The 23,251-nt window shown below is 65.3% G+C and carries 27 protein-coding genes; 7 read left to right on the top strand and 20 right to left on the bottom strand.

Going from position 1 to position 23,251, the window contains the following annotated elements; all coding sequences use genetic code 11:
- The first annotated feature begins 19 nt into the window (after positions 1-19).
- Positions 20-1,078 (top strand): Holliday junction branch migration DNA helicase RuvB, encoded by a 1,059-nt coding sequence (ruvB, locus tag CLU87_RS18090; protein ID WP_099731353.1) that lies wholly within the window; start codon positions 20-22, stop codon positions 1,076-1,078.
- On the opposite strand, the gene CLU87_RS18085 is transcribed toward ruvB, so the two are convergent.
- The 8 genes from CLU87_RS18085 to CLU87_RS18050 all read right to left on the bottom strand — a co-directional run bounded on the left by CLU87_RS18085 (position 1,035) and on the right by CLU87_RS18050 (position 9,425).
- Entirely contained in the window at positions 1,035-2,837 is a 1,803-nt protein-coding gene (locus CLU87_RS18085; protein ID WP_099731352.1) for a lysoplasmalogenase family protein, read from the bottom strand. The genes ruvB and CLU87_RS18085 overlap by 44 nt on opposite strands.
- A 79-nt stretch (positions 2,838-2,916) precedes the next feature.
- Positions 2,917-4,083 carry a DSD1 family PLP-dependent enzyme gene (locus tag CLU87_RS18080; RefSeq protein ID WP_099731351.1) on the bottom strand — a complete coding sequence of 389 codons (1,167 nt, stop codon included), beginning with the start codon at positions 4,081-4,083 and terminating at the stop codon, positions 2,917-2,919.
- Positions 4,067-4,708, bottom strand: a complete 642-nt coding sequence (locus CLU87_RS18075) for a histidine phosphatase family protein (protein ID WP_056059569.1) — start codon at positions 4,706-4,708, stop codon at positions 4,067-4,069. The genes CLU87_RS18080 and CLU87_RS18075 overlap by 17 nt, the downstream gene beginning before the upstream one ends.
- Positions 4,709-4,731: 23 nt before the next feature.
- Entirely contained in the window at positions 4,732-5,343 is a 612-nt protein-coding gene (locus CLU87_RS18070; protein ID WP_099731350.1) for a DUF4136 domain-containing protein, read from the bottom strand.
- Positions 5,344-5,398: 55 nt separating this feature from the next.
- Entirely contained in the window at positions 5,399-6,310 is a 912-nt protein-coding gene (gene ttcA, locus CLU87_RS18065; protein ID WP_099731349.1) for a tRNA 2-thiocytidine(32) synthetase TtcA, read from the bottom strand.
- A 33-nt stretch (positions 6,311-6,343) separates the two neighbouring features.
- Positions 6,344-8,170 carry an LTA synthase family protein gene (locus CLU87_RS18060; protein WP_099731348.1) on the bottom strand — a complete coding sequence of 609 codons (1,827 nt, stop codon included), beginning with the start codon at positions 8,168-8,170 and terminating at the stop codon, positions 6,344-6,346.
- Between the two features lie 43 nt (positions 8,171-8,213).
- Positions 8,214-8,597: a dihydroneopterin aldolase gene (locus tag CLU87_RS18055; protein WP_199170844.1), complete on the bottom strand. Its 384-nt coding sequence runs from the start codon at positions 8,595-8,597 to the stop codon at positions 8,214-8,216.
- Between the two features lie 33 nt (positions 8,598-8,630).
- Positions 8,631-9,425, bottom strand: a complete 795-nt coding sequence (locus tag CLU87_RS18050; RefSeq protein ID WP_099731346.1) for an SDR family oxidoreductase — start codon at positions 9,423-9,425, stop codon at positions 8,631-8,633.
- A 10-nt stretch (positions 9,426-9,435) separates the two neighbouring features.
- On the opposite strand from CLU87_RS18050, the gene CLU87_RS18045 reads away from it, so the two are divergent.
- On the top strand, positions 9,436-10,554 hold the full coding sequence (locus CLU87_RS18045; protein ID WP_099731345.1) for a class I SAM-dependent methyltransferase: 1,119 nt from the start codon (positions 9,436-9,438) through the stop codon (positions 10,552-10,554).
- A 21-nt stretch (positions 10,555-10,575) separates the two neighbouring features.
- On the top strand, positions 10,576-10,770 hold the full coding sequence (locus CLU87_RS18040) for a DUF2905 domain-containing protein (protein WP_056745516.1): 195 nt from the start codon (positions 10,576-10,578) through the stop codon (positions 10,768-10,770).
- A 29-nt stretch (positions 10,771-10,799) separates the two neighbouring features.
- On the opposite strand, the gene otsA is transcribed toward CLU87_RS18040, so the two are convergent.
- Genes otsA through otsB form a run of 3 tightly spaced genes read right to left on the bottom strand, consistent with a single transcriptional unit; the run spans position 10,800 to position 14,765 of the window.
- A complete protein-coding gene (gene otsA, locus CLU87_RS18035) occupies positions 10,800-12,176 on the bottom strand; it encodes an alpha,alpha-trehalose-phosphate synthase (UDP-forming) (RefSeq protein ID WP_099732233.1) in 1,377 nt (458 codons plus the stop codon).
- A 49-nt stretch (positions 12,177-12,225) separates the two neighbouring features.
- Positions 12,226-14,031, bottom strand: a complete 1,806-nt coding sequence (locus tag CLU87_RS18030; protein WP_099731344.1) for a glycoside hydrolase family 15 protein — start codon at positions 14,029-14,031, stop codon at positions 12,226-12,228.
- Positions 14,028-14,765 carry a trehalose-phosphatase gene (gene otsB / locus CLU87_RS18025; RefSeq protein WP_099731343.1) on the bottom strand — a complete coding sequence of 246 codons (738 nt, stop codon included), beginning with the start codon at positions 14,763-14,765 and terminating at the stop codon, positions 14,028-14,030. Before otsB ends, CLU87_RS18030 begins: the two co-directional genes overlap by 4 nt.
- Before the next feature lie 144 nt (positions 14,766-14,909).
- Here otsB and trxC point away from each other — a divergent pair, with 144 nt between their 5' ends.
- On the top strand, positions 14,910-15,347 hold the full coding sequence (trxC, locus tag CLU87_RS18020; protein ID WP_099731342.1) for a thioredoxin TrxC: 438 nt from the start codon (positions 14,910-14,912) through the stop codon (positions 15,345-15,347).
- 21 nt (positions 15,348-15,368) lie between these two features.
- Here trxC and CLU87_RS18015 read toward each other — a convergent pair whose 3' ends face one another.
- The 4 genes from CLU87_RS18015 to CLU87_RS18000 form a co-directional block, all read right to left on the bottom strand.
- The gene (locus CLU87_RS18015) at positions 15,369-15,794 is read right to left on the bottom strand and encodes a DoxX family protein (RefSeq protein ID WP_225581125.1); all 426 of its coding nucleotides are present in this window, start codon (positions 15,792-15,794) and stop codon (positions 15,369-15,371) included.
- A 70-nt stretch (positions 15,795-15,864) separates the two neighbouring features.
- Positions 15,865-16,635 (bottom strand): DNA-binding domain-containing protein, encoded by a 771-nt coding sequence (locus CLU87_RS18010; protein ID WP_099731340.1) that lies wholly within the window; start codon positions 16,633-16,635, stop codon positions 15,865-15,867.
- Positions 16,626-17,474 carry a DUF692 domain-containing protein gene (locus CLU87_RS18005; RefSeq protein ID WP_099731339.1) on the bottom strand — a complete coding sequence of 283 codons (849 nt, stop codon included), beginning with the start codon at positions 17,472-17,474 and terminating at the stop codon, positions 16,626-16,628. Before CLU87_RS18005 ends, CLU87_RS18010 begins: the two co-directional genes overlap by 10 nt.
- 2 nt (positions 17,475-17,476) lie before the next feature.
- Positions 17,477-17,770 (bottom strand): DUF2282 domain-containing protein, encoded by a 294-nt coding sequence (locus tag CLU87_RS18000; protein WP_099731338.1) that lies wholly within the window; start codon positions 17,768-17,770, stop codon positions 17,477-17,479.
- Between the two features lie 212 nt (positions 17,771-17,982).
- Between CLU87_RS18000 and CLU87_RS17995 the strand changes: the two genes are divergently transcribed.
- Together CLU87_RS17995 and CLU87_RS17990 are read left to right on the top strand one after the other, a co-directional pair.
- Complete coding sequence (locus CLU87_RS17995; RefSeq protein WP_056059542.1) at positions 17,983-18,528, top strand: sigma-70 family RNA polymerase sigma factor; 546 nt, start codon at positions 17,983-17,985, stop codon at positions 18,526-18,528.
- Positions 18,525-19,166 (top strand): DUF1109 domain-containing protein, encoded by a 642-nt coding sequence (locus CLU87_RS17990; protein ID WP_099731337.1) that lies wholly within the window; start codon positions 18,525-18,527, stop codon positions 19,164-19,166. Before CLU87_RS17995 ends, CLU87_RS17990 begins: the two co-directional genes overlap by 4 nt.
- Before the next feature lie 21 nt (positions 19,167-19,187).
- Here the strand turns inward: CLU87_RS17990 and CLU87_RS17985 are convergent, their stop codons facing one another.
- Complete coding sequence (locus tag CLU87_RS17985) at positions 19,188-19,646, bottom strand: GNAT family N-acetyltransferase (RefSeq protein ID WP_099731336.1); 459 nt, start codon at positions 19,644-19,646, stop codon at positions 19,188-19,190.
- A 108-nt stretch (positions 19,647-19,754) separates the two neighbouring features.
- Positions 19,755-21,014 (bottom strand): multifunctional CCA addition/repair protein, encoded by a 1,260-nt coding sequence (locus CLU87_RS17980; RefSeq protein WP_099731335.1) that lies wholly within the window; start codon positions 21,012-21,014, stop codon positions 19,755-19,757.
- A gap of 39 nt (positions 21,015-21,053) precedes the next feature.
- On the opposite strand from CLU87_RS17980, the gene CLU87_RS17975 reads away from it, so the two are divergent.
- Positions 21,054-21,509 carry a hypothetical protein gene (locus CLU87_RS17975; protein WP_099731334.1) on the top strand — a complete coding sequence of 152 codons (456 nt, stop codon included), beginning with the start codon at positions 21,054-21,056 and terminating at the stop codon, positions 21,507-21,509.
- A 23-nt stretch (positions 21,510-21,532) separates the two neighbouring features.
- Here CLU87_RS17975 and CLU87_RS17970 read toward each other — a convergent pair whose 3' ends face one another.
- The 3 genes from CLU87_RS17970 to CLU87_RS17960 all read right to left on the bottom strand — a co-directional run bounded on the left by CLU87_RS17970 (position 21,533) and on the right by CLU87_RS17960 (position 23,247).
- Complete coding sequence (locus CLU87_RS17970; protein WP_099731333.1) at positions 21,533-21,841, bottom strand: NIPSNAP family protein; 309 nt, start codon at positions 21,839-21,841, stop codon at positions 21,533-21,535.
- Positions 21,842-21,849: 8 nt separating this feature from the next.
- On the bottom strand, positions 21,850-22,542 hold the full coding sequence (locus CLU87_RS17965; RefSeq protein ID WP_099732232.1) for a glutathione S-transferase family protein: 693 nt from the start codon (positions 22,540-22,542) through the stop codon (positions 21,850-21,852).
- Between the two features lie 132 nt (positions 22,543-22,674).
- Complete coding sequence (locus tag CLU87_RS17960) at positions 22,675-23,247, bottom strand: 5-formyltetrahydrofolate cyclo-ligase (RefSeq protein WP_056059531.1); 573 nt, start codon at positions 23,245-23,247, stop codon at positions 22,675-22,677.
- Positions 23,248-23,251: the final 4 nt, after the last annotated feature.

Raw genomic sequence — 23,251 nt, 5'->3', positions numbered from 1 at the left:
TGCCATACACATTTAACGCATGACCATCCAGACCGACGACTTCACCCCCGCCCCCGCCCGCGTCATCTCCGCAGTTCCCGTTTCCCCCCAAGAGGAGGCCATCGAACGTGCCCTGCGCCCCAAACTCTTGCAGGAGTATGTGGGGCAGGCCAAGGCCAGGGAGCAGTTGGAAATCTTCATCGGCGCGGCGAGGAAGCGGGGTGAGGCGCTGGACCATGTGCTGCTGTTCGGCCCGCCCGGCCTGGGCAAGACCACGCTGTCGCACATCATCGCGGCGGAGTTGGGCGTGAACCTGCGCCAGACCAGCGGCCCGGTGCTGGAAAAGCCCAAGGACCTGGCGGCGCTGCTGACCAATCTGGAAAAGAACGACGTTCTCTTCATCGACGAGATCCACCGCCTGTCACCCGTGGTGGAGGAAATCCTCTACCCCGCGCTGGAGGACTACCAGATCGACATCATGATCGGCGAGGGGCCGGCAGCGCGCAGCATCAAGCTGGACCTTCAGCCCTTCACCCTGGTGGGAGCCACCACGCGTGCGGGCATGCTGACCAACCCGTTGCGCGACCGCTTCGGCATCGTGGCGCGGCTGGAGTTCTACACGGCCGATGAGCTGGCGCGCATTGTCCAGCGCAGTGCCGGGTTGCTCCATGCACCGATGGATGAGGAAGGTGGCTTCGAGATCGCCCGCCGCTCGCGCGGCACACCGCGCATTGCCAACCGGCTGCTGCGCCGGGTGCGCGACTATGCAGAGGTCAAGGGCGATGGGCGCATTACCAAACCCATTGCCGACAAGGCGCTGGCCATGCTCGATGTGGACCCGCAAGGCTTTGATGTGATGGACCGCAAGCTGCTCGAAGCCGTGATCCACCGCTTCGATGGCGGCCCCGTGGGGCTGGACAACATCGCCGCCAGCATTGGCGAAGAGGCCGGCACCATCGAGGACGTGATCGAGCCCTATCTGATCCAGCAGGGCTTCCTGCAGCGCACGCCGCGCGGGCGCATTGCCACGCTGGCGGCGTTCCGCCACCTGGGGGTTACGCCGCCGAAGGCGAGCGGGCAAGATCTGTTTGGGGTGTGAGGGGCGTGGCAGAGCTGGGCTCTGCGCGGGCTGTGCCCCGCAGCATGCCTGCCACGATCAGCGCCTGTGCAGCGTAGTAGGTCGCCAGCACCCACACTTGGGCCATGGGCAGGGGCGTCACGAAGCGGTTGGTTGCCAGCAGCGAGTCGCTGAGCATGAAAAACCCGGCGCCGATGGCGACACACAGCGAAGCGGTGTCGCGCAACACGGTGGCGCGGCCAATGGCCTGGGCCGCCATCAGCGCAATCACCAGCACATAGGCTGCGACCGGCGCGCGCAGTGCAGGCTGCAGGCCACCCATCCACAGAAAGGCATACATCGCCACGCCAATGCCCAGCGTGGCCGCCAGCGCACCCCGGTGCGGAAACCATGCCTGTCCACTTTTGAACAGCGCCACATAAAACAGATGCGCCACCAGAAAGCTCACCAGGCCGGGGATGAAGAAGCCCTGGAACATGAGAAACACATCCCCCGCCAATGACCCGCCCAGGGCCGCGATCAGCAAGACCCAGGGCGTTTTTGCGCCTGGTGCACCCCTTGCGATAGTCGAATATGCACTGACAGCTACCAAAATGATAGCGGCCGCCATGGTCAGCGGTTTGAACAGCCAATGCCATTGTGTGAACCCCAGCGCACTGGTGGCCGTGGCCAGTGCCGCGCTTTGCAGCATCAGCGCCTTCAGCATGCGAAGGCGCCCCTGCATCACAGCGCCCAGCGACCATTGCACTGTCAGCAGCACAGCGAACCAGACGGCGTTGTGCGCCAGCGGCGCCGCATCGGCCTGCCACAAAAAGGCCGCCACGCCCCCGAGCAGCAGCACAAACTGCACCAGTGCAAACCATTGCACGGCGCGCGACATCGGTGGGTGGTAGCGCGCCATCTGCGCCATGTTGAAGGCCGGCTTGGGAAAGCGCTCCGCCACGTCCGCAGGCCGCCAGCCCGGCGGCTTGATCCAGACCTTGAGCTTGTCGAGCCAGCTGCGTGCGTGCCAGCTGTCGTGCGCCAGCCCCGCGTACACCTGGGCGTTGGCCCACAGTGGGTCCCAGCTATTGAGCAGGCCGCGCGTGCCATACACACATTTTTCCTGGTCGTCTTCGTCCTTGAAGGTGCCGAACATCCGGTCCCACAGGATCAGGATGCCGCCGTAGTTCTTGTCCAGATAGGCGTCGTTGACGGCATGGTGCACGCGGTGGTTGCTGGGGCTGCAGAACCAGCGGTCGAACCAGCCCAGGCGTCCCACCTGCTCGGTGTGCACCCAGAACTGATAGAGCAGGTCAATCAGCGCCACGACGCCGAATACCAGCGGCGGAACGCCCGCCAGTGCCATGGGCACATAAAAGATCCAGCCCAGCAGCGCGCCCGAACTCGTCTGGCGCAGGGCGGTGCTGAGGTTGTAGTCCTGGCTCTGGTGGTGCACCGCGTGCGCGGCCCACAGCACCGCCGATTCATGCCCCATGCGGTGGAGCCAGTAGTAGCAGAAGTCGTAGAACACCAGCGCCAGCAGCCAGCCGGGCAGGCTGGTCCAGAACGCATCGTTGCGCCACAGCGCCACATGCTCGAACAGGGCCGTGTAGATGCCGATGCGCAGCAGCCGCGTGAACACTGCGCTGGTCTGGCTCAGCATGCCCAGGCTGATGCTGCTGACGGCATCGGCCAGGCGGTAGGTGTTGCGCTGGCGCTTGAAGCCAATGGCCAGCTCAAGGGCGATCAGCAGGAAGAAAACGGGTGTGGCAAGGACGATGATCTGGCTGGGGCTCATGTTGCCGGATTGTGGTCCAGCAGCCAGCTCACACCGGGGCAGGTGAACCCCTATAGCCCCGGTGTTTAGAGGGCTGCGCCTATGTCAGCGCTCCCCGTGCATCCACCCGGATGATGCGCTCCACCGTACCGGCCGCCAAACCGCCGCGCACGCCGATCAAAAAGTCATGCAGATTGACCGTGGGGTCGCAATGGCCAGGGATGAGCCAGAGCATGTGTCCCAGGCTGGGCAGGCGGGCATCGGGAGCGTCCGCGTAGAGCAAGCCATGCTCGTCGCCCCCGTTGGCATAGCGCAGGGTGCGGTCGGCGGGCAGCAGGGCCACCGTGGGCAGGCCGGAGTCAATGGCGTGGCTCTTGTGACCGGCGTCGCACACGGCGTGGGTGTCGCGCACCGACACCACCTGGGTCTTGACGTACAGCGCATGTTCAAACGCGGGCTGCGCAGGATCGCGTTCGTTGCGAGCGTAATCTGCGTCCATGAACAAAAACGAGCCCGCCTGCAACTCGCCAAACACGCCGCTGGCGGCCTCGTGAACCAGGGTGCCTGTGCCTGATCCGGTGATCAGCGGCACGGGCAGCCCGGCGGCTTCGATGAGCTGGCGCGTGTGATCCGCCGCGCGAACGACAGCGGCGATGGTCTCGCGCCGACCCACGCTGCTGGCCAGGTGCTGGGCGCGCCCATGGTAGGCCTGCAGCCCCGCAAACCGCAGGCGGGGGCTGCGCGACACGGCCAGCGCGAGAGGCACGGCGGCCTCGCCCGGCGGCACGCCGCAGCGGCCCTGGCCCACGTCGATCTCGACCAGCACATCAATGCCCGCGTCGCTGCCGTACTGCGCCATGGCTTCGGCCAGGCGTTCGATGCCGTCGATGTGGTCCACGGCCACGCCCAGGCGACCGCCGCGTGCCGCCAGCAGCGCCGCCAGCCGCGCCACGCGGTGCAGCTTGGGCATGGCAATGACTTGGTTGGTGATGGTGATGTCATCCACCCCGCCAGCGGCCAGCGCCTCGGCCTCAGCGACCTTCTGCACGCACACGCCCTGGGCGCCAGCGCGTTGCTGCAGCAGCGCGAGTTCGGCGCTCTTGTGCAGCTTGGCATGGGGGCGCCAGCGCACGTGGTGCTTGCGCGCGAAGTCGGCCATGCGCTGGATGTTGCGGTCCATGGCATCCAGGTCCACCACCAGGGCGGGGGTGTCGATAGCGTCCACCCGCTGGCCGATGGTGGATTGCAATTCAGGCGTGGTTTTCATCGCGCAGGACAATCTGGTCAAGGTGTTGGGTGTCCGCCCAGCCGACGAGGGTGAGGCCGTCAGGCGTCCACAGCAGGCGGTTGATGGCGGCGTTGGAGAGTTGCCAGGTGCGCGGTGCCTGGATGTCCTGGCGCGTGGCCAGGCGGTACAGCACATCGAGCACGCCGCCGTGCGCCACCATCACCACCTGCTCGCCCACATGCTGCTGCGCCAGCGCGGTCACGGTGCGTTCGATGCGGTCACGCAAGGTGACGAGGGACTCGCCGCCCTCGGGCGTGTAGTGGGGGTCGCGCTTGCGCCAGCGCAATGCGTCCTCGGGCAGTTCGGCCTCGATCTCGGCAAACGTGCGGCCCTGGAAGTGCCCGAAGCTGCGCTCGCGCAATCCCGGCTCGGTCTTCAACGGGGCGCCTGTGGTGTGGGCCACGGCCTGGGCGGTGGCGTGCGCGCGTTGCAGGTCGCTGGAGTAGATGGCTGCAATCGGCTCACCCACCAGGGCCTGGGCGACCTGGGCGGCCTGCCACAGGCCGGTGTCGTTGAGCGGAATGTCCAGGTGGCCCTGGATGCGGGTGTCCACGTTCCAGGCGGTTTCGCCGTGGCGGATGGCAACGATGCGGGTGGCGTGCATGCAATAGACGGGCGTGGAGGGAATCAGTGTGAGGGCGGAACCAATGGCAGGCGTACTTGCCGTGGCCCCCCGGGCGGCTTCGGAAAGCCGTTGAGTGCGGCGTCGAACAGCACGCCATAGACGGCCGGATCGCTCACCCACACATCTTCGTGCACGGCGGAGGTTTCGTACACGACGGCCTGGGTGCTGGCCTCGCGCATCACGATGCTGACCGCGCGGCGGTGCAGGGGCGTGGGCTCGCCAAAACGCCACATGCCATGCACCCCCCAGCCCCGTCCATACCAGCCGCCCATGCCCCAGGGGCCGGGGCCGTAAGGGCCGTACGGGCGGAACGGGTCATAGCGCGGCACGGCGTCGGCCTGCACGCCCAGCTGCACCAGCAGGCGGGGCGCAGCATCGTCGCGCTGCAGGCCCGCGCGCGCCAGGGCCTGTTCGGCCAGTGTGGTGATGGTGTCGAACGAAGGGGCCTGCTGCGAAGGCAGGCGCTCAATGCGGTACGTGGCAGGTGCGGGCATGGCCGCCAGCGTTGAGAAGCTCTGCACCTGGCCCTCCACCACGCGGGTGGTGCTGCAGCCTGCGAGCAGGGTGACGGTGAGGCCCAGGAGCAGGGCGGGAATCCATCGGCGTTGTGACATGGTCAGAGTGTCCTGAAACAAGGATCTCTGTGAGAGTGCCGCAGCCCGCCAGGGTTCACGACAGTTGCACCACCTGTACGCCGGGCAGCGATGGCGATGGCGCCGCAAACTCTTCCTTGTCAAAGGCCTTGTCGCCGTCTTCGCTGGCGATGCCGGTGGCCTTGGCGTTCTTGAAGTCGTACAGGCTGCCGTCCAGCAGGTGCGAGGGCACCACGTTCTGCAGGGCGTTGAACATGTTCTCCACGCGGCCGGGGAAGCGCTTTTCCCATTCGCGCAGCATCTCGCCCACCTGCTTGCGCTGCAGGTTTTCTTGGCTGCCGCACAGGTTGCAGGGGATGATGGGGAAGTTGCGGTGCGCAGCCCAGCGGGCGGTGTCCTTCTCGGCCACGTAGGCCAGCGGGCGGATCACCACATGCTTGCCGTCGTCGCTGACCAGCTTGGGGGGCATGCTCTTCATCTTGCCGCCAAAGAACATGTTGAGCAGCAGCGTCTGCAGGATGTCGTCGCGGTGGTGGCCCAGCGCGATCTTGGTGCAGCCCAGCTCATCGGCCACGCGGTACAGAATGCCCCGGCGCAGGCGGCTGCACAGGCTGCAGGTGGTCTTGCCCTCGGGGATCAGCTTCTTGACGATGCTGTAGGTGTCCTCGTTCTCGATGTGGAAGGGCACGCCGGTGCTGGCCAGGTACTCGGGCAGCACATGCTCAGGAAACCCCGGCTGCTTCTGGTCCAGGTTCACGGCCACCAGGTCAAAGTGAATGGGCGCGCGGGCCTTGAGCTTGAGCAGGATGTCCAGCAGCGCATAGCTGTCCTTGCCACCCGACATGCACACCATGACCTTGTCGCCTTCTTCAATCATGTTGAAGTCGACGATGGCCTTGCCGACTTCGCGGCACAGGCGCTTTTCCAGCTTGTGGGTTTCACGCTCGATCTTTAGGTCAGGAGGCGGGGCTTTGAGCAGTTCGTACATGGTTAAAGGCTGTAGTGGCGCGCTATCTGTAATTTACGGGGGATCACCTATACCATTTGCCCGCAAGAGCGCTGGCGCAAAATTCCGTGCTGTTTCAGGCAAAAGAGCTCTTTGGCGGTGGATCTCGTCAATGACCACGCTGGCCTCCGTGCCAGGCATAGCTCCCGCCCACGAGGTGTTTTTTCCATCCAGTCTGACCTTGAACGGGACGGATTTTTGGTCTGTCACGACCATGACCTTGTCCCGATCCATGCCTTGTGCATGCAGGATGTATTTCGCAGGGCGCTTGTCATTCCCCAGATATCGCCCTATGAAATCATCGGTGCATGATGTCATCCCCATCGTATAGAGCAATGAGGGCAAAAAATCGGTGTGCTGCCACTTGCCTGGGATTGCGCCCTGGCCCTCAAACTCCTTGCCCACTATGACCGCGGGAACGCGTGCAGGAGCATCGGGACCGATTTTGGTAACTTCTCCAGTACGCAGGGCTGTCATACTGCGGTGATCCCCAGTGATGACAAGAATTCCCTCCTCAAAGAATCTGCGGTTGTCCAGCTCCCGTACAAACGTACCCATTGCCGCGTCGACGTATTTAAAGGCAGCTTCCTCGCCGCTTTCACCGGAGTCTGGGATGATGAAGGGCGGGTGGGTAGTAGTTGTTTGCACGACAGAAAAAAATGGCCCAGGGCTTCTCTCCTCGTCAAACCACTGTAAGTAGCGTGCATAGAGCGCTTCATCGCCCGGTTCTTCAAATGAACCGCGCGGCAGGTCCCGATAGAACGGGTGTTCCGGTCCTTCAACATGCTGGAAGCCGATCTTCCTCAGCCAGTCCCCTGTGGCTAAGAAACTTTGGTCTGCTGATCGGAAGTAGTGCGTAGGAATATCAGCTTTGCGGAGCCGGTCGAGAGCATCCTGTTTGACGCTCTCGTAGCCGAGATACGCATCCGTGCTGGCATAGCGATTGATCCCAGGAAGCGGAACATGCCCAGTCAACAATGCAATCAGCCCACCGTCCGTCGTGAATCCATTTGCATAGTAGGAATGCAAATAGCTGTATTTTCGCGCCAAATTGTCCAGTTCGGGGACGTAGTCAAGGAGACCAGATTGGTAGCTGCTGTGGTAGAGCGAGAGCGATTCCATCACCAGAAGAATCACGGGTCGTGGTGGGCTTGATGAGGAGATGCACGATATTGCCTTTTTGGGATGAGTTTTCAACAACTCCTCGACAAACTCTGGGGCGTACTGCGTGTCAATACCGCTCGGCGCGTTGTAGGTGATGACGTCTTCATAGAGTTGGGACGCCACTTGTCCTGAATCCTCGGGCAAAAGGCGCGCAAATACCAACAGGGGGGCTACGGTCAAAAGCGCGAAGCCACGCTTCAAGCGGGTGGGTGCTCTGAGCACAAGTATGGTGAACGCAGTACAGCTGAGTACAAGCGTGAACACAAGTTCCAGGCCGCGTAAAGACGCAAGTTTTGGCCCAGCGACGGTGATGTTCATGTGTACTTGTCCGACATAGCGCAGCACGTCCTGCAGGTTCAACCGGTGGTGCAGCAGCACATACACAAAGAGGTCGACCGTGTATAGGATGATTAGTAAACAACCTGCTCCGGCAAGAATGGGGCGCAGGCGCCGAAGCCCCAAATGCGCCACACCCACCAGTGCAATACAGAATCCGAGATTGGCTGCGTCATATGCGGGAAGGCGCCAGTCTATGCAGTTATCTGTGCATCGGGCGTACTCGTTGACTGCCTCGGAGACGGCGGCGTATCGCATCCACATCAGGCTAATGAAGGCGCCTAAAAATACCCCTGCACAGGTCCAATAAGTCGAAAATCTGCTCTTCCTTGCCATACTCATATTTTTGTCCAGGCAGGCAACTAGATGCGCGTTGTTCGGGGCACTACCAACATCCCGTTTCAACTCTGATGGCCACTTCGCAGTCGTCAAAAATTTCGAGTTTGGCAATCTTCACGCGCACGCCCAGCACGCCGGGCAGTTGCATCAGGCGGTTAGCCAGCTTGCCGATCAGGCTCTCCAGCAGGTTCACATGCTCGGCCGTGCACTCGTCGATGATGATCTGGCGCACACGCCGGTAGTCCAGCACATGGCCAATGTCGTCGTCGCGCGGGGCCAGCGGTTGCACGCCCAGGCTCAGTTCGGCATCGACCTGGATGGGTTGGGGGTCTGTCTTTTCGTGGTCGAGGATGCCCAGGTTGGCATCAAAGCGCAAACCGGTGAGCGTCAGGATCTGCGTGCCAGTCATCTGGGAAGGGGTCTGTGTCATGGTGGGGGCTCGTTGTGTGCGCAAGCGCTGGGCTCACATCAACGAGAAGTCGCGGTCAAACTTCATCAGGTGCTGGCCGCCATCGACCAGCAGCGTGGTGCCGGTGATGGAGCGGTTCTCCAGCGCAAACTTCACCGTGGCGGCTACGTCTTCGGGGGTGGACGAGCGGCCCAGGGGGCTCAAGGCATGCAACTGGGCGAACTTTTCGTCGCTCAGCATGTGACTGGTCAGCGTGAGTCCGGGCGCCACGCCCACCACGCGCACACGCGGCGCCAGGGCAAGGGCCAGCATGGTGCCGGCGGCCTCCAGTGCCGCTTTCGACAGCGTGTAGCTCACAAAGTCGGGGTTCTGGTTCCAGAGCTTCTGGTCCAGCAGGTTGACCACGGCGCCCTGCGCGTCGGCCTCTCCCGCCGCCACACGGTCGGCCACATGCTGGTGCAGGGCCTGGGCCAGCAGCACGGGCGTCGCCGTGTTGCTGCGCAGGTGCTTTTCGAGTGCGGAAAAACTGAAGGTGGCGGCGTCATCGTGCTCGAACAGCGAGGCGCTGTTGACCACCGCGTCCACGCGGCCAAAGTGCGCCACCACGCGGGGCAACAGGCCGCGCACGGCGGCCTCGTCATCAAAATCGGCCTCAAAATGGGCGCTTGCGCTAGTCAATCTTGCGCATTCAGCTACGGTATTGATAGCGTCTTGCGCTGACGAGCGGAAGTGCACCGCCACCTGCCAGCCGCCGGCGGCCAGGGCCAGCGCAATGCTGCGGCCCAGGCGCTTGGCGGCACCGGTCACCAGCACGGTGCGGGGGCGATGGGGGAGGGAAGGGGTGGACATGTGGGGGACAATGCGGGCCGTGACCCAAAGACCCGACAGTTTAACGACCGCCCTGCACCAGCACATCACCCAGGCCATTGCCGCCGCGGGCGGATGGCTGGGTTTTGACCGCTTCATGGCCCTGGCCCTGTACACGCCCGGCCTGGGCTACTACGCCAACGACTCCACCAAATTCGGCGCCATGCCGGAGTCCGGCAGCGATTTTGTGACCGCGCCCGAGCTCACGCCCCTCTTCGGCCAGACACTGGCCGTGCAGGTGGGCGAGGCGCTGGAGCGCACTGGCACCCATGAAGTTTGGGAGTTTGGCGCAGGCTCCGGCGCGCTGGCGCTGCAGTTGCTGGATGCGCTGGGCGACCAGGTGCAGCGCTACACCATCGTCGATCTGTCGGGCAGCCTGCGCGCCCGCCAGCAGGCCAAGCTGGTGGCCCACGCGCCCAAGCTGCGCTGGGTGGATGCGCTGCCCGAGCACATCGAAGGCGTGGTGGTGGGCAACGAGGTGTTGGACGCGATGCCCGTGCAACTGCTGGCGCGCCACGGTGGCCAGCAGGGCGGGGTGTGGCGCGAACGCGGCGTGGCGGTAGCTCAGGACGGCAGTTTGGCCTGGGCCGACCGCCCCACCGACCTGCGCCCGCCCATCGCCATCGAAGGCCCGCAGGACTACCTGACCGAAATCCACGCCCAGGGCGAAGGCTTCATGCGCATGCTGGCCGACCGGCTCACGCGCGGCGCGGCCTTCTTGCTGGACTATGGGTTTGGCGAAGACGAGTACTACCACCCCCAGCGCCACATGGGCACGGTGATGTGCCACCAAGGCCACCTGGCCGATGGCGACCCGCTGGTGGCGGTGGGGCTCAAGGACATCACCGCCCACGTCAACTTCACCGCCATGGCGCTGGCCGCGCAGGAGGCGGGCCTGAACGTGCTGGGCTACACCACGCAGGCGCATTTCCTCATCAACTGTGGGTTGCTCCCCAAAATGGAGCTGCTACCACAAGCGGGACGGGCGACAGCGGCCAAATTGATCATGGAACACGAGATGGGCGAGCTGTTCAAGGTGCTGGCTGTGGGCGCGGGCGAGCCATGGGAGCCGCTGGGGTTCAGCCACGGCGACCGTTCGCACCGGCTCTGAGCGCCTGCTGCCGCGCTGCCCATGTTCCGCTGGCTCCTCGTCATTCTCCTGGCCCTAATGTTCATCAGCTGGCTGTCGCCGCTGCTGCGCCGCATGGGCTTTGGGCGGTTGCCCGGGGACTTCCGGTTTCGCTGGCTGGGGCGCGATTGGGATGTGCCGCTGGCGTCCACGCTGCTGCTGAGCTTTGTGGTCAGCCTGATCACCAAGCTGTTGTAGGGCCGCCATCACCGCGGCCGCTGCGCCTGCTAGCCCGCCGTCTGCAGCGCGTCCAGAAACGCCTTGCGCCACCAGTGCACGTCGTGCTCGCGGATGCGCGCCATCAGCTTCTGGTGGCGCGCCTGCCGTTCGGCCAGCGGCATCTGCAGGGCCTGCTGGATGCTGTCGGCCATGCCCTGGGGGTCGTAGGGGTTCACCAGCAGCGCCTCTTTCAGCTGTTCTGCTGCACCTGCAAACCGTGACAGCACCAGCACGCCGGGGTTGTCCGGGTCTTGCGCCACCACGTATTCCTTGGCCACCAGGTTCATGCCATCGCGCAGTGGCGTGACCAGGCCCACGGCAGCGGCGCGGCACAGGCCCGGCACACGTTTGCGCGCCACCATGCGGTGGATATAACGCACGGGCATCCAGTCCAGCTCGCCGTAGTCGCCGTTGACCGAGCCGCACAGGCCCTCCAGCTCCTGGCGCAGGTCTGCATAGGCGTGTACGTCGTCGCGGCTGGGTGAGGCGATCATGATCATCGTCGCACTGTCGCGGTTTTCGGGATAACGATCCAGCAGCTCTCGGAATGCGCGCACGCGGTGTGGGATGCCCTTGGAGTAGTCGAGCCGGTCAATGCCCAGCAGCAGGCGCCTGCGCGAATACTCGTCGCGCATGTTCTCGTAGGTCTCCACCGCGTCGGGGGCGTGTGTGAGGCGGGTGAATTCGTCCACGTCGATGCCGATGGGAAACGACTGCACCACCACGGTAGCCCCAAAGGCGCGCACCCGCTTTTCGTCCACCGCTTCGGCGCTGCCCTCGTTGCGCACATAGCGCGTGAAATGTGACACGTCGGCCTCGCTCTGCAGGCCCACCAGATCGTAGGCGAACAAAGACCGCATCAGCCACTCGTGCTGCGGAATGGCCGCCATGATGAGCGGCGGCGGCATGGGAATGTGCAGAAAGAACCCGATGCGCTGCTTGCAGCCCATGGCACGCAGCTCGGCGGCGAGGGGAATGAGGTGGTAGTCGTGCACCCAGATCACATCGTCGTCGCGCAGCAGGGGCAGCAGCTTGCGCGCAAACATCTGGTTCACACGCCGGTAGCCGGTGATGTAGCGGGCGTTGAAGTCGGCCAGGTCCAGGCGGTAATGGAACACCGGCCACAGCACGCTGTTGCTGTAGCCGTGGTAGTAGCTGTCGTGGTCTTCGCGGCACAGGTCCACGGTGGCCAGGGTGACGGCACCGGCCTGCCGGGTGTGCAGTTCGCCCTCGCCGGGTGTGCCGCCTTCGACCACGGTGCCGCTCCAGCCGAACCAGAGGCCCCCGGTCTGGTTCAGGGCTTCGCCCAGGGCCACAGCAAGGCCACCGGCGGCGGGCTTGCGCGGATCGGCAAGGCGGTTGGAGATGACGACAAGACGGCTCATGGGGGCAATCATCCGTGCTGACTGCCCCCGGCCGGTGTCGGACAGCGCCTCAAATCACGCTGTCCCAGGGCGCTGACAGGCGCACGGCGGCATTGATCACACCCACCATCGAATAGGTCTGCGGGAAGTTGCCCCACATCTCGCGGGTTTCGGGGTGGGTGTCTTCCGACAGCAGGCCCAGCGGGTTGCGTGCGGCCAGCATGGTCTCGAAGATGACCCGTGCCTCGGCCTTGCGGCCAATGCGCGCCAGCGCGTCGATGCGCCAGAAGGTGCAGATGTTGAAGGCCGTTTCGGGCTTGCCAAAGTCGTCGGCCGCCTCGTAGCGGCGCATGTAGGGCCCATCGCACAGACTCTTTTCCATAGCCTCCACGGTGCTCACAAAGCGTGGGTCCTTGGGGTCGATCAGGCCCACCTCGGCCATCAGCAGCACGCTGGCATCCAGCTCATGCCCGCCAAAACTCTCGGCAAACGCCTGGCGTTCTTCGCACCACGACTTGTCGAGGATCTCGGCGCGCATGCGGTCGGCATGTTGCTGCCAGTGGCTGGCACGGTCGGCCAGCTGCAGCGTGGCGGCGATCTTGGCCAGCCGGTCGCAGGCGGCCCAGCTCATCAGTGCGGACGAGGTGTGCACCCGGGCGCGCGTGCGCAGCTCCCACATGCCGGCATCGGGCTGACCGTAGACACGCACTGCGTTGTCGCCCACCTGTTCCAGCCGCTTGAATTCGGCCAGGCCCGCGCGGTGCAGCAGGCGGTGGTCATGAAAGGCTTGGGCCGCGCCCAGCACAATGTTGCCGTACACGTCGTGCTGGAAATGCTCGGCCGCCTGGTTGCCCACGCGCACCGGGCCCATGCCCCGGTAGCCCGCCAGCTGGGGCACAAAACTTTCGGGCAGGTCTTTCTCCAGTCCGATGCCATACAGCGGCTGGATGTGGCCGTCGCCGCCTTCGACCACCACATTGCTCAGCCAGCGCAGGTAGTCCTCCATGGTGCCCACCTCGGAGATGCTGTTGAGTGCGCGCACCACAAAAAAAGCATCGCGCAGCCAGCAGTAGCGGTAGTCCCAGTTGCGGCCGCTGTGGGCCGACTCAGGGATGCTGGTAGTCATGGCGGCCACGATGGCACCGGTTTCTTCGTACAGCGACAGCTTGAGCGTGATGGCCGCACGGATCACCGCGTCCTGCCATTCCAGTGGAATAGCCAAGGCGCGGCTCCAGCTGCGCCAGTAGGCCTTGGTCTCCTGTTCAAAGCGGCGGGCGGTGTCGGCAATACCGTCCACCAGCGTCTCGTCGGCGCCCAGCAGAAAGTTGTGTTCGCGCGTAAGCACAAACGCCTGGCCCGACAGCACATGCGACACCGGCGCATCGGTGGACAGGCGCAGCGTCATGCTCTCGCCCACGTAGCGGATGTGGTTGCTGCCGCGCGTGATCTCGGGGGTGGTCTGGCCCCAGTCATAGCGCACCTTGAGCGCCACACGGATGCGCGGCGACCCCTGGATGGGGCGCACCCGGCGCACCAGCGTCATGGGCCGGAAGTAGCGTGACCGGCTGTAAAAGCGTGGCGCAAAGTCGGTGATCTCGATGCCGTGGCCCGCCTTGTCGAACAACTGCGTGCGCAGGATGGCGGTGTTCGGTTCGTACCACTGGTGGGCCGATGCCAGGTCTTCCAGCTCGATCGCAAAGTGGCTGCCCTCATCCCCGGGCTGCAGCAGGGCGTTGAACACCGGGTCGCCATCAAAGCGCGGCAGGCAGCACCACACCATGCGGGCGTGGTCGTCGATCAGTGCGCTGATGGCGCAGTTGCCGATCATCCCGAGGTTGAGCGAGCCCGTCTGAGGGTCTGTGGCGGCTGTGTTCATCGTTCGCGCTCCAGCGTTGTGCGTGCAGACGACAACCAGCCCCGCAGTGCGGCCGATGTCATGCAGCGGTGTTGTGCCATGGTGGGCCCTTCGCCCACCTTGATGCCCCAGCCGCCAAGCGTCTGCACAGCGGCAAAGCCGGCCTCGTCGGTGACGTCATCGCCCACAAAGACCGGCGTGCGGCCCACAAAGGGTGGCTGTGTCATGAAGTCGACGATGGCCTGGCCTTTGTGAACGCCACGGGGTTTCACTTCAAAGACGCATTTGCCACGCAGCAGTTCCACACCTTCCACCTCGCGCATGGCCCGCACCAGCGTGTCGTAGCACAGGGATTCGAGGTGGGGCGCCTGGCGGTAGTGCAGGGCCACGCTCACACGCTTGGTCTCCACCAGCAGGCCGGGGTGTCGTGCTGCAAGGTCTTGGGCGGCCTGTAACACGGGCTCCAGGGCGGGTGGCTCGGTGGCGGGAACGGAAGTCTCGCCCAGACGGTATTGGGCCCCATGTTCGCTCGCCAGCGGCAGGTGCAGCGGTGCCAGAAATCCGTCGATGTCGGCCTCGGGCCTGCCAGTCACGATGGCCAGCGCGCCACCCAGCTGGGTATGCAGCGATGACAGCGTCGGAATCAGCCCCGACGCGATGCGCACCGCCTCGGGGCGCGGTGCCAGCTCGGTGAGCGTGCCATCGAAGTCGAGAAAAAGCGCATGGGCAGTTGTCAGTGTGGGGAGCAGCTGCATGCACGAAACCATAGCAGACGCTGCAATGCAGATATGGCGACCAGGGGGATTCTGGGCTGGTAAACGCGCGCAAGGTTTGCGACCTCTTGAAACGGAGAGCCAGTGCCGCAATGTGTTCAGAGATCCCAACGCCCCCGCCACGCCATGACCGAAGCCCTGCACATCGTCTGCCCCCATTGCCACACCACCAACCGCGTGCAGAGCGCCGACCTGGGCAGCGCGCCCGACTGTGGCCAATGCCATCAGCCCCTGTTTGCTGGGGCGCCGCTGGAGCTGGATGCCACCAGCTTTGACAAGCATGTGGTGCGCAGCCACATCCCGGTGCTGGTGGATTTTTGGGCCCCGTGGTGCGGTCCCTGCCGCCAGATGGCGCCCGCCTTTGCGCAGGCTGCCCGTGAGCTGGAACCCCGCGTGCGCCTGGCCAAGCTCAACACCGAAGACCAGCAGGCCATTGCGGCGCGCTACGCCATCCGCAGCATTCCGACCATGATCCTGTTCCAGCAGGGGCGTGAGGTGGCGCGCATCTCGGGCGCGCTGGGGGCGGCAGACATCGTGCGCTGGGTGCGTACGGCCGGTGGTTGAAGAGACTGTTGCTTCAACGGATCAACGGACTCCGAACGCGCGGTCCAGCGACACGTTGCCGGCGCCGCGCCCCACCAGGTACAGCATCAGCCCCGCCCATGACAGGTGGGTGGGCCAGGCGTCCGGGTAGACAAACAGTTGAATTGTCAGCGTCATGCCCAGCAGCGCCAGGGCCGACAGGCGTGTGAAGAGGCCGAGCACCAGCAGCACCGGAAACAGGTGCTCCGCCACGGTGGCCATCTGCGCCGCCAGCTCGGGCGGCAGCAAGGGCAGCTTGTATTCGTCGCGGAACAGCGCATACGCGCTGTCGGAGATGGTGAACCAGCCCTCGACCTTGGTGCGGGCCGACAGCCAGAAGATGCCTGCAATGGCCACGCGGTTGACCAGTGCCAGCAGGCTGTGGGGCGTGAGCCATGTGGCCGCATCGGCCAGGCGCGCCCACAGCATGCGCGGGCCTGTGGCTGGGGGCGTGGGGAAGTGGGTGGCCGGGGTGTTGGGGATGTGCATGGTGGGCTCCTCAGCCGGTGTGGGTGGTGTGTGGGTTGGTGATCGTCAAGGCGCCCGCGTCAAGCAGGCTGGTCATCAGGGTGGCAAAGTCGGTCGCCGGCTCGGCCACCAGGGCGCGGGTGGCGGCAGTCTCCAGTGGCAGGCCTTGGGCGCACGCGTCCAGAAACGCCACGCCGGCGCGGGACAGGGGCCGCCATATCACGTCCGCATGGGGCCGGGTGAGCAGTGCGCCGTCGCCGTGCCAGTCCAAGGCCTCGGGCAGGGCCAGGCCTTCGCGGTGGTGGTGCCACAGCGCATAGGCGGGAAAGTCTTCACACCAGGCCCAGCGTGCGGCGGGGTGCGGCTGCAGTGACGCGTGGGGCACGGTGCCAGGGGCCTGCTGTGCCAGCCAGTGGCGGTCCACGGCGGTGGCGCCTGCCGCCAGATGGCATGCGGTCCAGCAGCGGTCAAGGCTTGCCACGGCGCTCAGGTAGGGCAGTTCGGCCGCCGGTGCAAAACCGGCCAGAAAGTTGTCAAACCCGGCGCCATAGTCCACCAGCAAGCCGTCACGCGGCGGCTGCGCGCGGGCAAACACCGCCGCAGCGGCGCGGAACCAGTCTTCGCCCACCAGCTGGCACACCGTGGGGTAATTGGCCTGCAGCGCATCGATGCAGCCCTTTAGCACGGTGTTGCGGTACACGGCAAAACCGGGCTGAGCTTCCAATGCGGACAGCCATGGTGCATCTGCAGCATGGCCGAGCAGAGCGGCAGAGAAGCCGTCCTGAAAGGTGCTCAGCTGCATGCAACCTCCCGGGGCTGTGTATGGGTGAGCGCGCGGTGGGCACGCTCCCGCTCGGCCAGCAGTTCATTGAAGGTAGGCAACTGGTCGTCGCGTTCGATCAGGGTGGGCACGGGGCCGGTGCGCGCCATCACTCGCTCGTACAGCGCCCACACCGCTGGCGCGATGGGCGCATCGTGGCTATCGATCAGCAGAGCATTGCCATGCACCGGGTCGGCATGGTGGCCTGCCAGGTGGATCTCTGCCACGGCGTGCAGGGGGAAAGCTTCGAGGTAGGCTTGCGCGCTAAATCCCAGGTTGTTGGCGCTGATGTACACGTTGTTCACGTCCAGCAGCAGTGTGCAACCAGTGCGCAGCACCAGCTCGGCCAGAAAATCGGTTTCCGCCCAGTCGTGGCCGTCGATGTGCAGGTAATGCGTGGGGTTCTCGATGGCGATGGGGCGCTGCAGCACATCCTGCGTGCGGGCGATGTTGCCGGCGATGCGGTGCAGTGCCGCGTGCGTGCGTGGAAACGGCAGCAGGTCGGGCAAATACTGCCCGCGCCAGGTGGACCAGGCCAGGTGCTCCGAAATGATGGCGGGCTCCACGCGCCTTGCGAGGGCGGCCAGGCGCGCCAGGTAGGCCTCATCGGGCGGCGCATCGGCCGCGAGCGACAGTGACACGCCATGCAGTGCCACCGGATGGCGCGAGCGGATGGCTTCGAGCCAAGCCAGGCGCGGGCCGCCGTCGGCCAGGTAGTTCTCGGGGTGCACCTCCCACCACAGGCCGGGGGCAGTGCACCGCAGCGCCTCGTCGTAGTGCTGGGGCTTGAGACCCAGGCCGGCGGTGAGAGGGGATGCCATGGTCAGCTCTTCATGGGCGTCAGCATGCCCATGCCTTTGGGCGTCTTGATGGTGGTGCAGGTGCCTGCGGGTACAAACTTCCAGGCGTTGCTCTGGTAGTCCATCTTGGACGTGCCCGCGCAGGTGGTGCCGGGACCTGCAGCGCAGTCGTTCTTGCCAGCCATCGAGACGCCGTAGCACTTCTCCATGGCAGGCTTGGCGCCGTCCATGGGGGCGGCGTTGGTTTGGGCCATTGCGGCGCCAGAGGTCAGGGCAACAAGTGCGAGGGCGCCGAGGCTGAGGGTGCGAGTGGTCATGGTACGGTTCTCCGAGGGTTGGATAAAGGTTGAATCCGACCGGGTGGCGGCACTGAGGTCGCATTGAGTGGCCCGATCTGCGTTGTAATTCGGGCTGTGCAGCAGGCGGGTTACAGCACTGCTCAAAAAATCGTGGCGGCGTTGCGCAAATATTTTTTGTGTTGCCTGTAACCCATTGGCCCCGGCATACGAATTCCTTGCAGGGAGACACCATGGAGATAGTGGAAGAGCGCCTGCGCGGCTTGCTGATGCAGGGGCTGGATGCCGATGCAGCCGCTTACCAGCGTTTTTTGAAGGAGCTGAGCGCCCACCTGCGCGCCTTCCTGCGCCGCCGCCTGGCGCAGCGGCCCGATGAGGTGGAAGACCTGGTGCAGGAGACGCTGCTGGCCGTGCACAACCAGCGCCACACCTACCGGCCCGAGATGCCGGTGACCGCCTGGGCGCATGCGATTGCGCGCTACAAGCTCATCGACTGGCTGCGCTCGCATGCCGTGAAGGAGGGCCGCAACGACCCGCTGGACGATGCCGACGAGTTGTTTGCCACCAGCGACAGCGAGGCTGCCGAAGCCCGTCGAGACCTGGGGCAACTGTTGCGCACGCTGCCAGACAAGCAGCGGCTGCCCATTGAGTATGTGAAGCTGGAAGGGTTGTCGGTGGTCGAGACGGCGCGCCTCACGGGGTTGTCGGAGTCGGCCGTCAAAGTCGGCGTGCACCGGGGGCTCAAGGCCTTGGCCGCCAAGATCAGGGGAATGGCATGAAAACCGATGAATTGATCCACCTGCTGGCCACCGATGACCGGCCGGTGCAGCCCGTCGCTATTGAGCGACGGTTTGCTGTCGCCAGCGCTGTGGGCATTGCCGGTGCCGGGGGGCTGATGCTGGCCCTGTTCGGTCTGCGCCCTGACCTGCTGGCGACCATGGCGTTGCCCATGTTCTGGGGCAAGCTGGTGTTTGCGGCCGCCCTGGCAGCCGCTGGCCTGGCGCTGCTGCGCCGCATGGCCCGCCCGGGCATGCCGCTGGGCCTCGCAGCCCTGTGGCTGGCGGTGCCGCCGCTGGTGCTGTGGGCCATGGCCCTGGGGGCTCTGTGGCAGGTGCCTGCGGCGGAGCGTGTGCCGCTGATTCTGGGCAGCACCTGGCGGACTTGTCCCTTCAATATCGCCTTGCTGTCGGTCCCGGCGTTCGTTGGAGGCTTCTGGGCGCTCAAGGGCGCTGCGCCCACGCGGCTGGCGTGGGCAGGAGCGGGCGCTGGCTTGCTGGCGGGAGCGCTGGGGGCGCTGGTGTATGCCCTGCATTGCCCCGAGATGGCCACCCCGTTTCTGGCGGTGTGGTATCTGGCGGGCATGGCCATACCGACTGCGCTGGGGGCTGTACTGGGGCCACGTCTGCTGCGCTGGTAGCGCTGGTGGGGGAATGGAGTTTCAGGCGCTGACACGCTTGTTGTACGCGCGGAACACTGTGTCCAGCGTCCAGCCCAGCGATTCGTAGAGCTTTTGCGCCGTGGTGTTGGTGTGGGCCGTGGTCAGGTCCATGCGCACCTTGCCATGGGCGCGAGCCGTCGCTTCTGCCGCCAGCAGCAAGCTGCGCCCGGCCCCGGTCTTGCGCGCTGCGGGCGCCACGAACAGGTCGTACAGCGTGTAGATGGGCGCTGCCTCCACCGAGCAGAACGTGGGGTAGAGCTGGCAAAAGCCCACCGTTGCCTGTGCCCCATCCATCGCAAGCAAGATCACGGACTCCTCGCGCTCCAACCGCTTTGCAATGAAGGCCCGCGCTCCGGCCAGGTCTGGTGCCTGTTCGTAGAACTGCCGGTAGGCATCCAACAGCGGCGCGATGGTGTCGGCGTCTGCCGGGGTGGCGGGGCGGATGTGCACAGAGGTCATGGAGGCGTCGTGATCGCAAAAAAGCCAAAAGACGCACCCTTTCCAGAGTGCGAGCGGACGCGGATTGTAGGGAGGGTTGGACCGATCTTGGCGACGCAGCGCACGCGGTCAGGTGGTAGCGCCGTGCGCCTGGGTGTGCAGCCACTGCGCCACCGCCTCGACCCGTGCCTGGTGGATCAGCGCACCCACCTGCGGGCCGCTTTGGCCCCTGGCGGCGGCCTGTGCCGCAATCTCGCGCGTGACGACCGATTGGACGGCGGCCAGCACGGCCAGCAGGCGGGGGCGCTGCGGATACGCGGACTCTTCAAACCCCAGCCGCCCGCGCGCATCGCACTCGCAGGCCAACAGCACCTCGGCAAACCGCTCGGGCTTGCGGATGGCGTCGCAGCGCTCCAGCAGGCGCACCAGGGCAGCGGCAGACAGGTCGGCGCTGCGGTGGATGTGCCCGTGTTCGCGCGCTACCACTTCGGCGGTCTCGCGGCAGTCCACGGGCACGCGCAGGCGCTCGGCCACGTCTTTCAGCAGCTCGGCACTGCGCTCCTCATGCCCGATGTGGCGCGGCAGCACATCGGCGGCCGTGGTGCCCTTGCCCAGGTCGTGCGCCAGGCAGGCAAAGCGCACGGTGAGTGGCGCCTGCAGCTGCGCAGCCATGTCCAGCACCATCATCAGGTGCACGCCGGTGTCCACCTCGGGGTGGTACTCGGCCCGCTGGGGCACGCCCCACAGGCACGCCACCTCGGGCAGCAGCACGGCCAGCGCGCCACACTCGCGCAGCACCTCGAACATGCGCGAGGGTTGTGCTTCCATCAGCCCGCGCGCCAGCTCTTGCCACACGCGCTCTGCCACCAGGTGGTCCATCTCGCCATGCGCGACCATCTCGCGCATCAGCTGCATCGTCTCGGGCGCCACCGTGAAGTCGGTGAAGCGCGCAGCAAACCGCGCCACGCGCAGGATGCGTACCGGGTCTTCGCGGAAGGCATCTGTCACATGGCGCAGCACGCGCGCACGGAGGTCTTTTTCGCCGTGGTAGGGGTCAAAAAGGCGGGTGGCGCCGGATTCATCTGTGCTGGATGCTATTGAATTGATAGTGAGGTCGCGGCGCGAGAGGTCTTCCTCCAGCGTCACATCGGGCGAGCTTTGCACCACAAAGCCCCGGTAGCCGCGCCCGATCTTGCGCTCGGTGCGGGCCAGCGCGTATTCCTCGCGTGTTTCGGGGTGCAAAAAGACGGGGAAGTCGCGCCCCACGGGCAGGTAGCCTTGCGCCAGCATCTGCTCAGGCGTCGCGCCCACCACCACCCAGTCGTGGTCATTCACCGGTCGGCCCAGCAGCTTGTCGCGGACGGCGCCGCCCACCATATAGATTTGCATCGGCGTAGTTTAGGACGAGGGTCGTATAGTCCCGCCACCATGTCCCTATCGTCCGACCTCACCATTGCCCAGCTCAACCCCGACGGCAGCGTTCCTGTGCCCCAGGCACCCGACGCCGCTGCCAATGCGGCCGCCGAGGCCCTGCAGCGCGAGGCGCAATTCGAGGCCTTGAAGGCCCAGGTGGAGGCGCTGCAGGAGATCCTGGCCAAGCCGCTCAACGACATCCTGGCTGAACACGACAAGTTCAAGGAGGTGGCGGCCGCATGGGATTCCTTCGGCGCGATGTGGATGCTGTCGCAGCGCGCCATGCGCCGCGTGGCGATGGACCTTGCAGCCACCCAGGGCGTGAGCGAGGAAGAGGTGGTGACCCGTGCCATGGCCTACGCGAACCAGGTGCTCAACACCGAGGACGAAGACCTGGGCGGCACCATCGCCCCCGCCCAGTTGGCCCACATCGCGCGGCATAAGGCGTTCTTGCGCAAGCAGTTCCGGTAACGGGGCTGCACGGCCCCGCTGGTTCAGCGGAACACGGGGCGGAAAAAACTCCGCTCATAGCTCACGATGCACCCCGTCTCTTCGGCATAACGGAACGCCGCCTGGCACTCCGCGTCTTGCATCGACTGCTGGCGGTACACCTCGTAGGCCGCGAGACTCTCGAACGTGAACAGCGCCAGCGCGATGTTGTTGGCGCCCTCGCTGGGCATGAAGTAGCCGTGGTGTTGGCCGCCGAACTTCTCGACCAGCGGAATCCACAGTTTTCCGTAGTGCTCAAACTCTTTCAACTTGCTGGTGTTGAGCACATAGCGCAGGTAGATGGTGACGGCCATGGTGGTGCTCAGCCTTCGGTATGGCGCAGGCGGTAGGGCTCTTCGAAGTCCAGAAAGTCCTTCTCGGCCAGGGCCTCGTCGATCCAGGCCTGCACGCCGGGCAGGGTGCGCACCCGGTCCACATAGGCCCGGATGGTCGCAGGCACGGGCAGGGCGTAGGTATGCATGCGCATGCAGACGGGCGCAAAGTAGGCGTCGGCCACGGTGAATTCACCAAACAGCAGCGGACCGCCGTGCTCTTGCAGCAGCGCACCCCACATCTCCACCAGGCGCTGCACGTCGGCGCGCACGCCGGCCTGGTCGCGCCAGATCAGGGCGCCGGTGTCGGCAAGGTTCGCTTCGATGTTCATGGGGCAGTGGCTGCGCAGGGCGGTGAAACCGCTGTGCATCTCGGCGCAGACGCTGCGGGCGCGTGCGCGGGCCTTGGCGTCGGTGGGCCAGAGCTTTTTGTAGGAGTGGGTTTCGGCCACGTACTCCGCAATCGCCAGGGTGTCCCACACCACCAGGTCGCCGTCCACCAGCACGGGCACTTTGGCCGTGGGGCTCACGGCCCCGATGGTGCGCTTGAATTCCGACTGCGCGTCAAAGCTGTCAAAGCGCACGCGCACTTCTTCAAAGACGATGCCCGCCTGCTTGAGCAGCACCCAGGGGCGCATGGACCAGGACGAGTAGTTCTTGTTGCCGATGTAGAGCTTGAGCATGTTGGGCACCTGAGATGAAGAGGTCAGCCCGCCATGCTAGCGGCTGCCGGGCGCGTCGGCGATGCCAAAAACTGGCCTGAATGATGCGCTGCCGGCATCACAGGCCATCGTGCAGGTCTGCCTGGCCGGGGATCAGATGGGCCAGACCACGCCGTTGTCGTTCAGGATGGCGTCGAGTGGCAGGTCGAACTCCTCGGGCTCGAAGTCGTCCAGGTAGCCATGGGTGAAGCCCAGGCCCACCGTGAACGGCTTGGGCTGCAGCGTCGCCAGCGTGCGGTCGTAAAAGCCGCCGCCATAGCCCAGCCGGTAGCCACCCGGTGCGTAGCCCACGCAGGGCACAAACAGCAGCGTGGGCACGATGACCTCGGTGTCCTTGGGCTTGGGGATGCCATAGGCGTCTTCTTCCATGGGGCAGCCGGGGTACCAGGCGTGGAAGGTGAGGGTCTTGTGCTGCTTGTTGACCACGGGCAGGCCGATGCGGCGGCGCAGGGGTTCGTCCAGCAGCTCGCCGTCTTCCTTCCAGCGGTGCAGGGCGGGCAGGGGGTCGAACTCGCCCTTGATGGGCCAGTAGGCGCCGATCACCGTATCCGGCCGGTTCACCAGCCAGATGCGCATCACCTGCTGTAACAGGTCGGCCCGCTGTAGGCGGTCGGGCAGGTTGAGGCGTTCTTCTATCAATGTGCGCCGAAGGGCTGCTTTGTCCATCAGA

Origin of the sequence: Acidovorax sp. 59, from assembly GCF_002754175.1 — a bacterium.
GTDB lineage: Bacteria > Pseudomonadota > Gammaproteobacteria > Burkholderiales > Burkholderiaceae_C > Acidovorax > Acidovorax delafieldii.
This window is presented reverse-complemented; position numbering and strand designations above follow the sequence as displayed.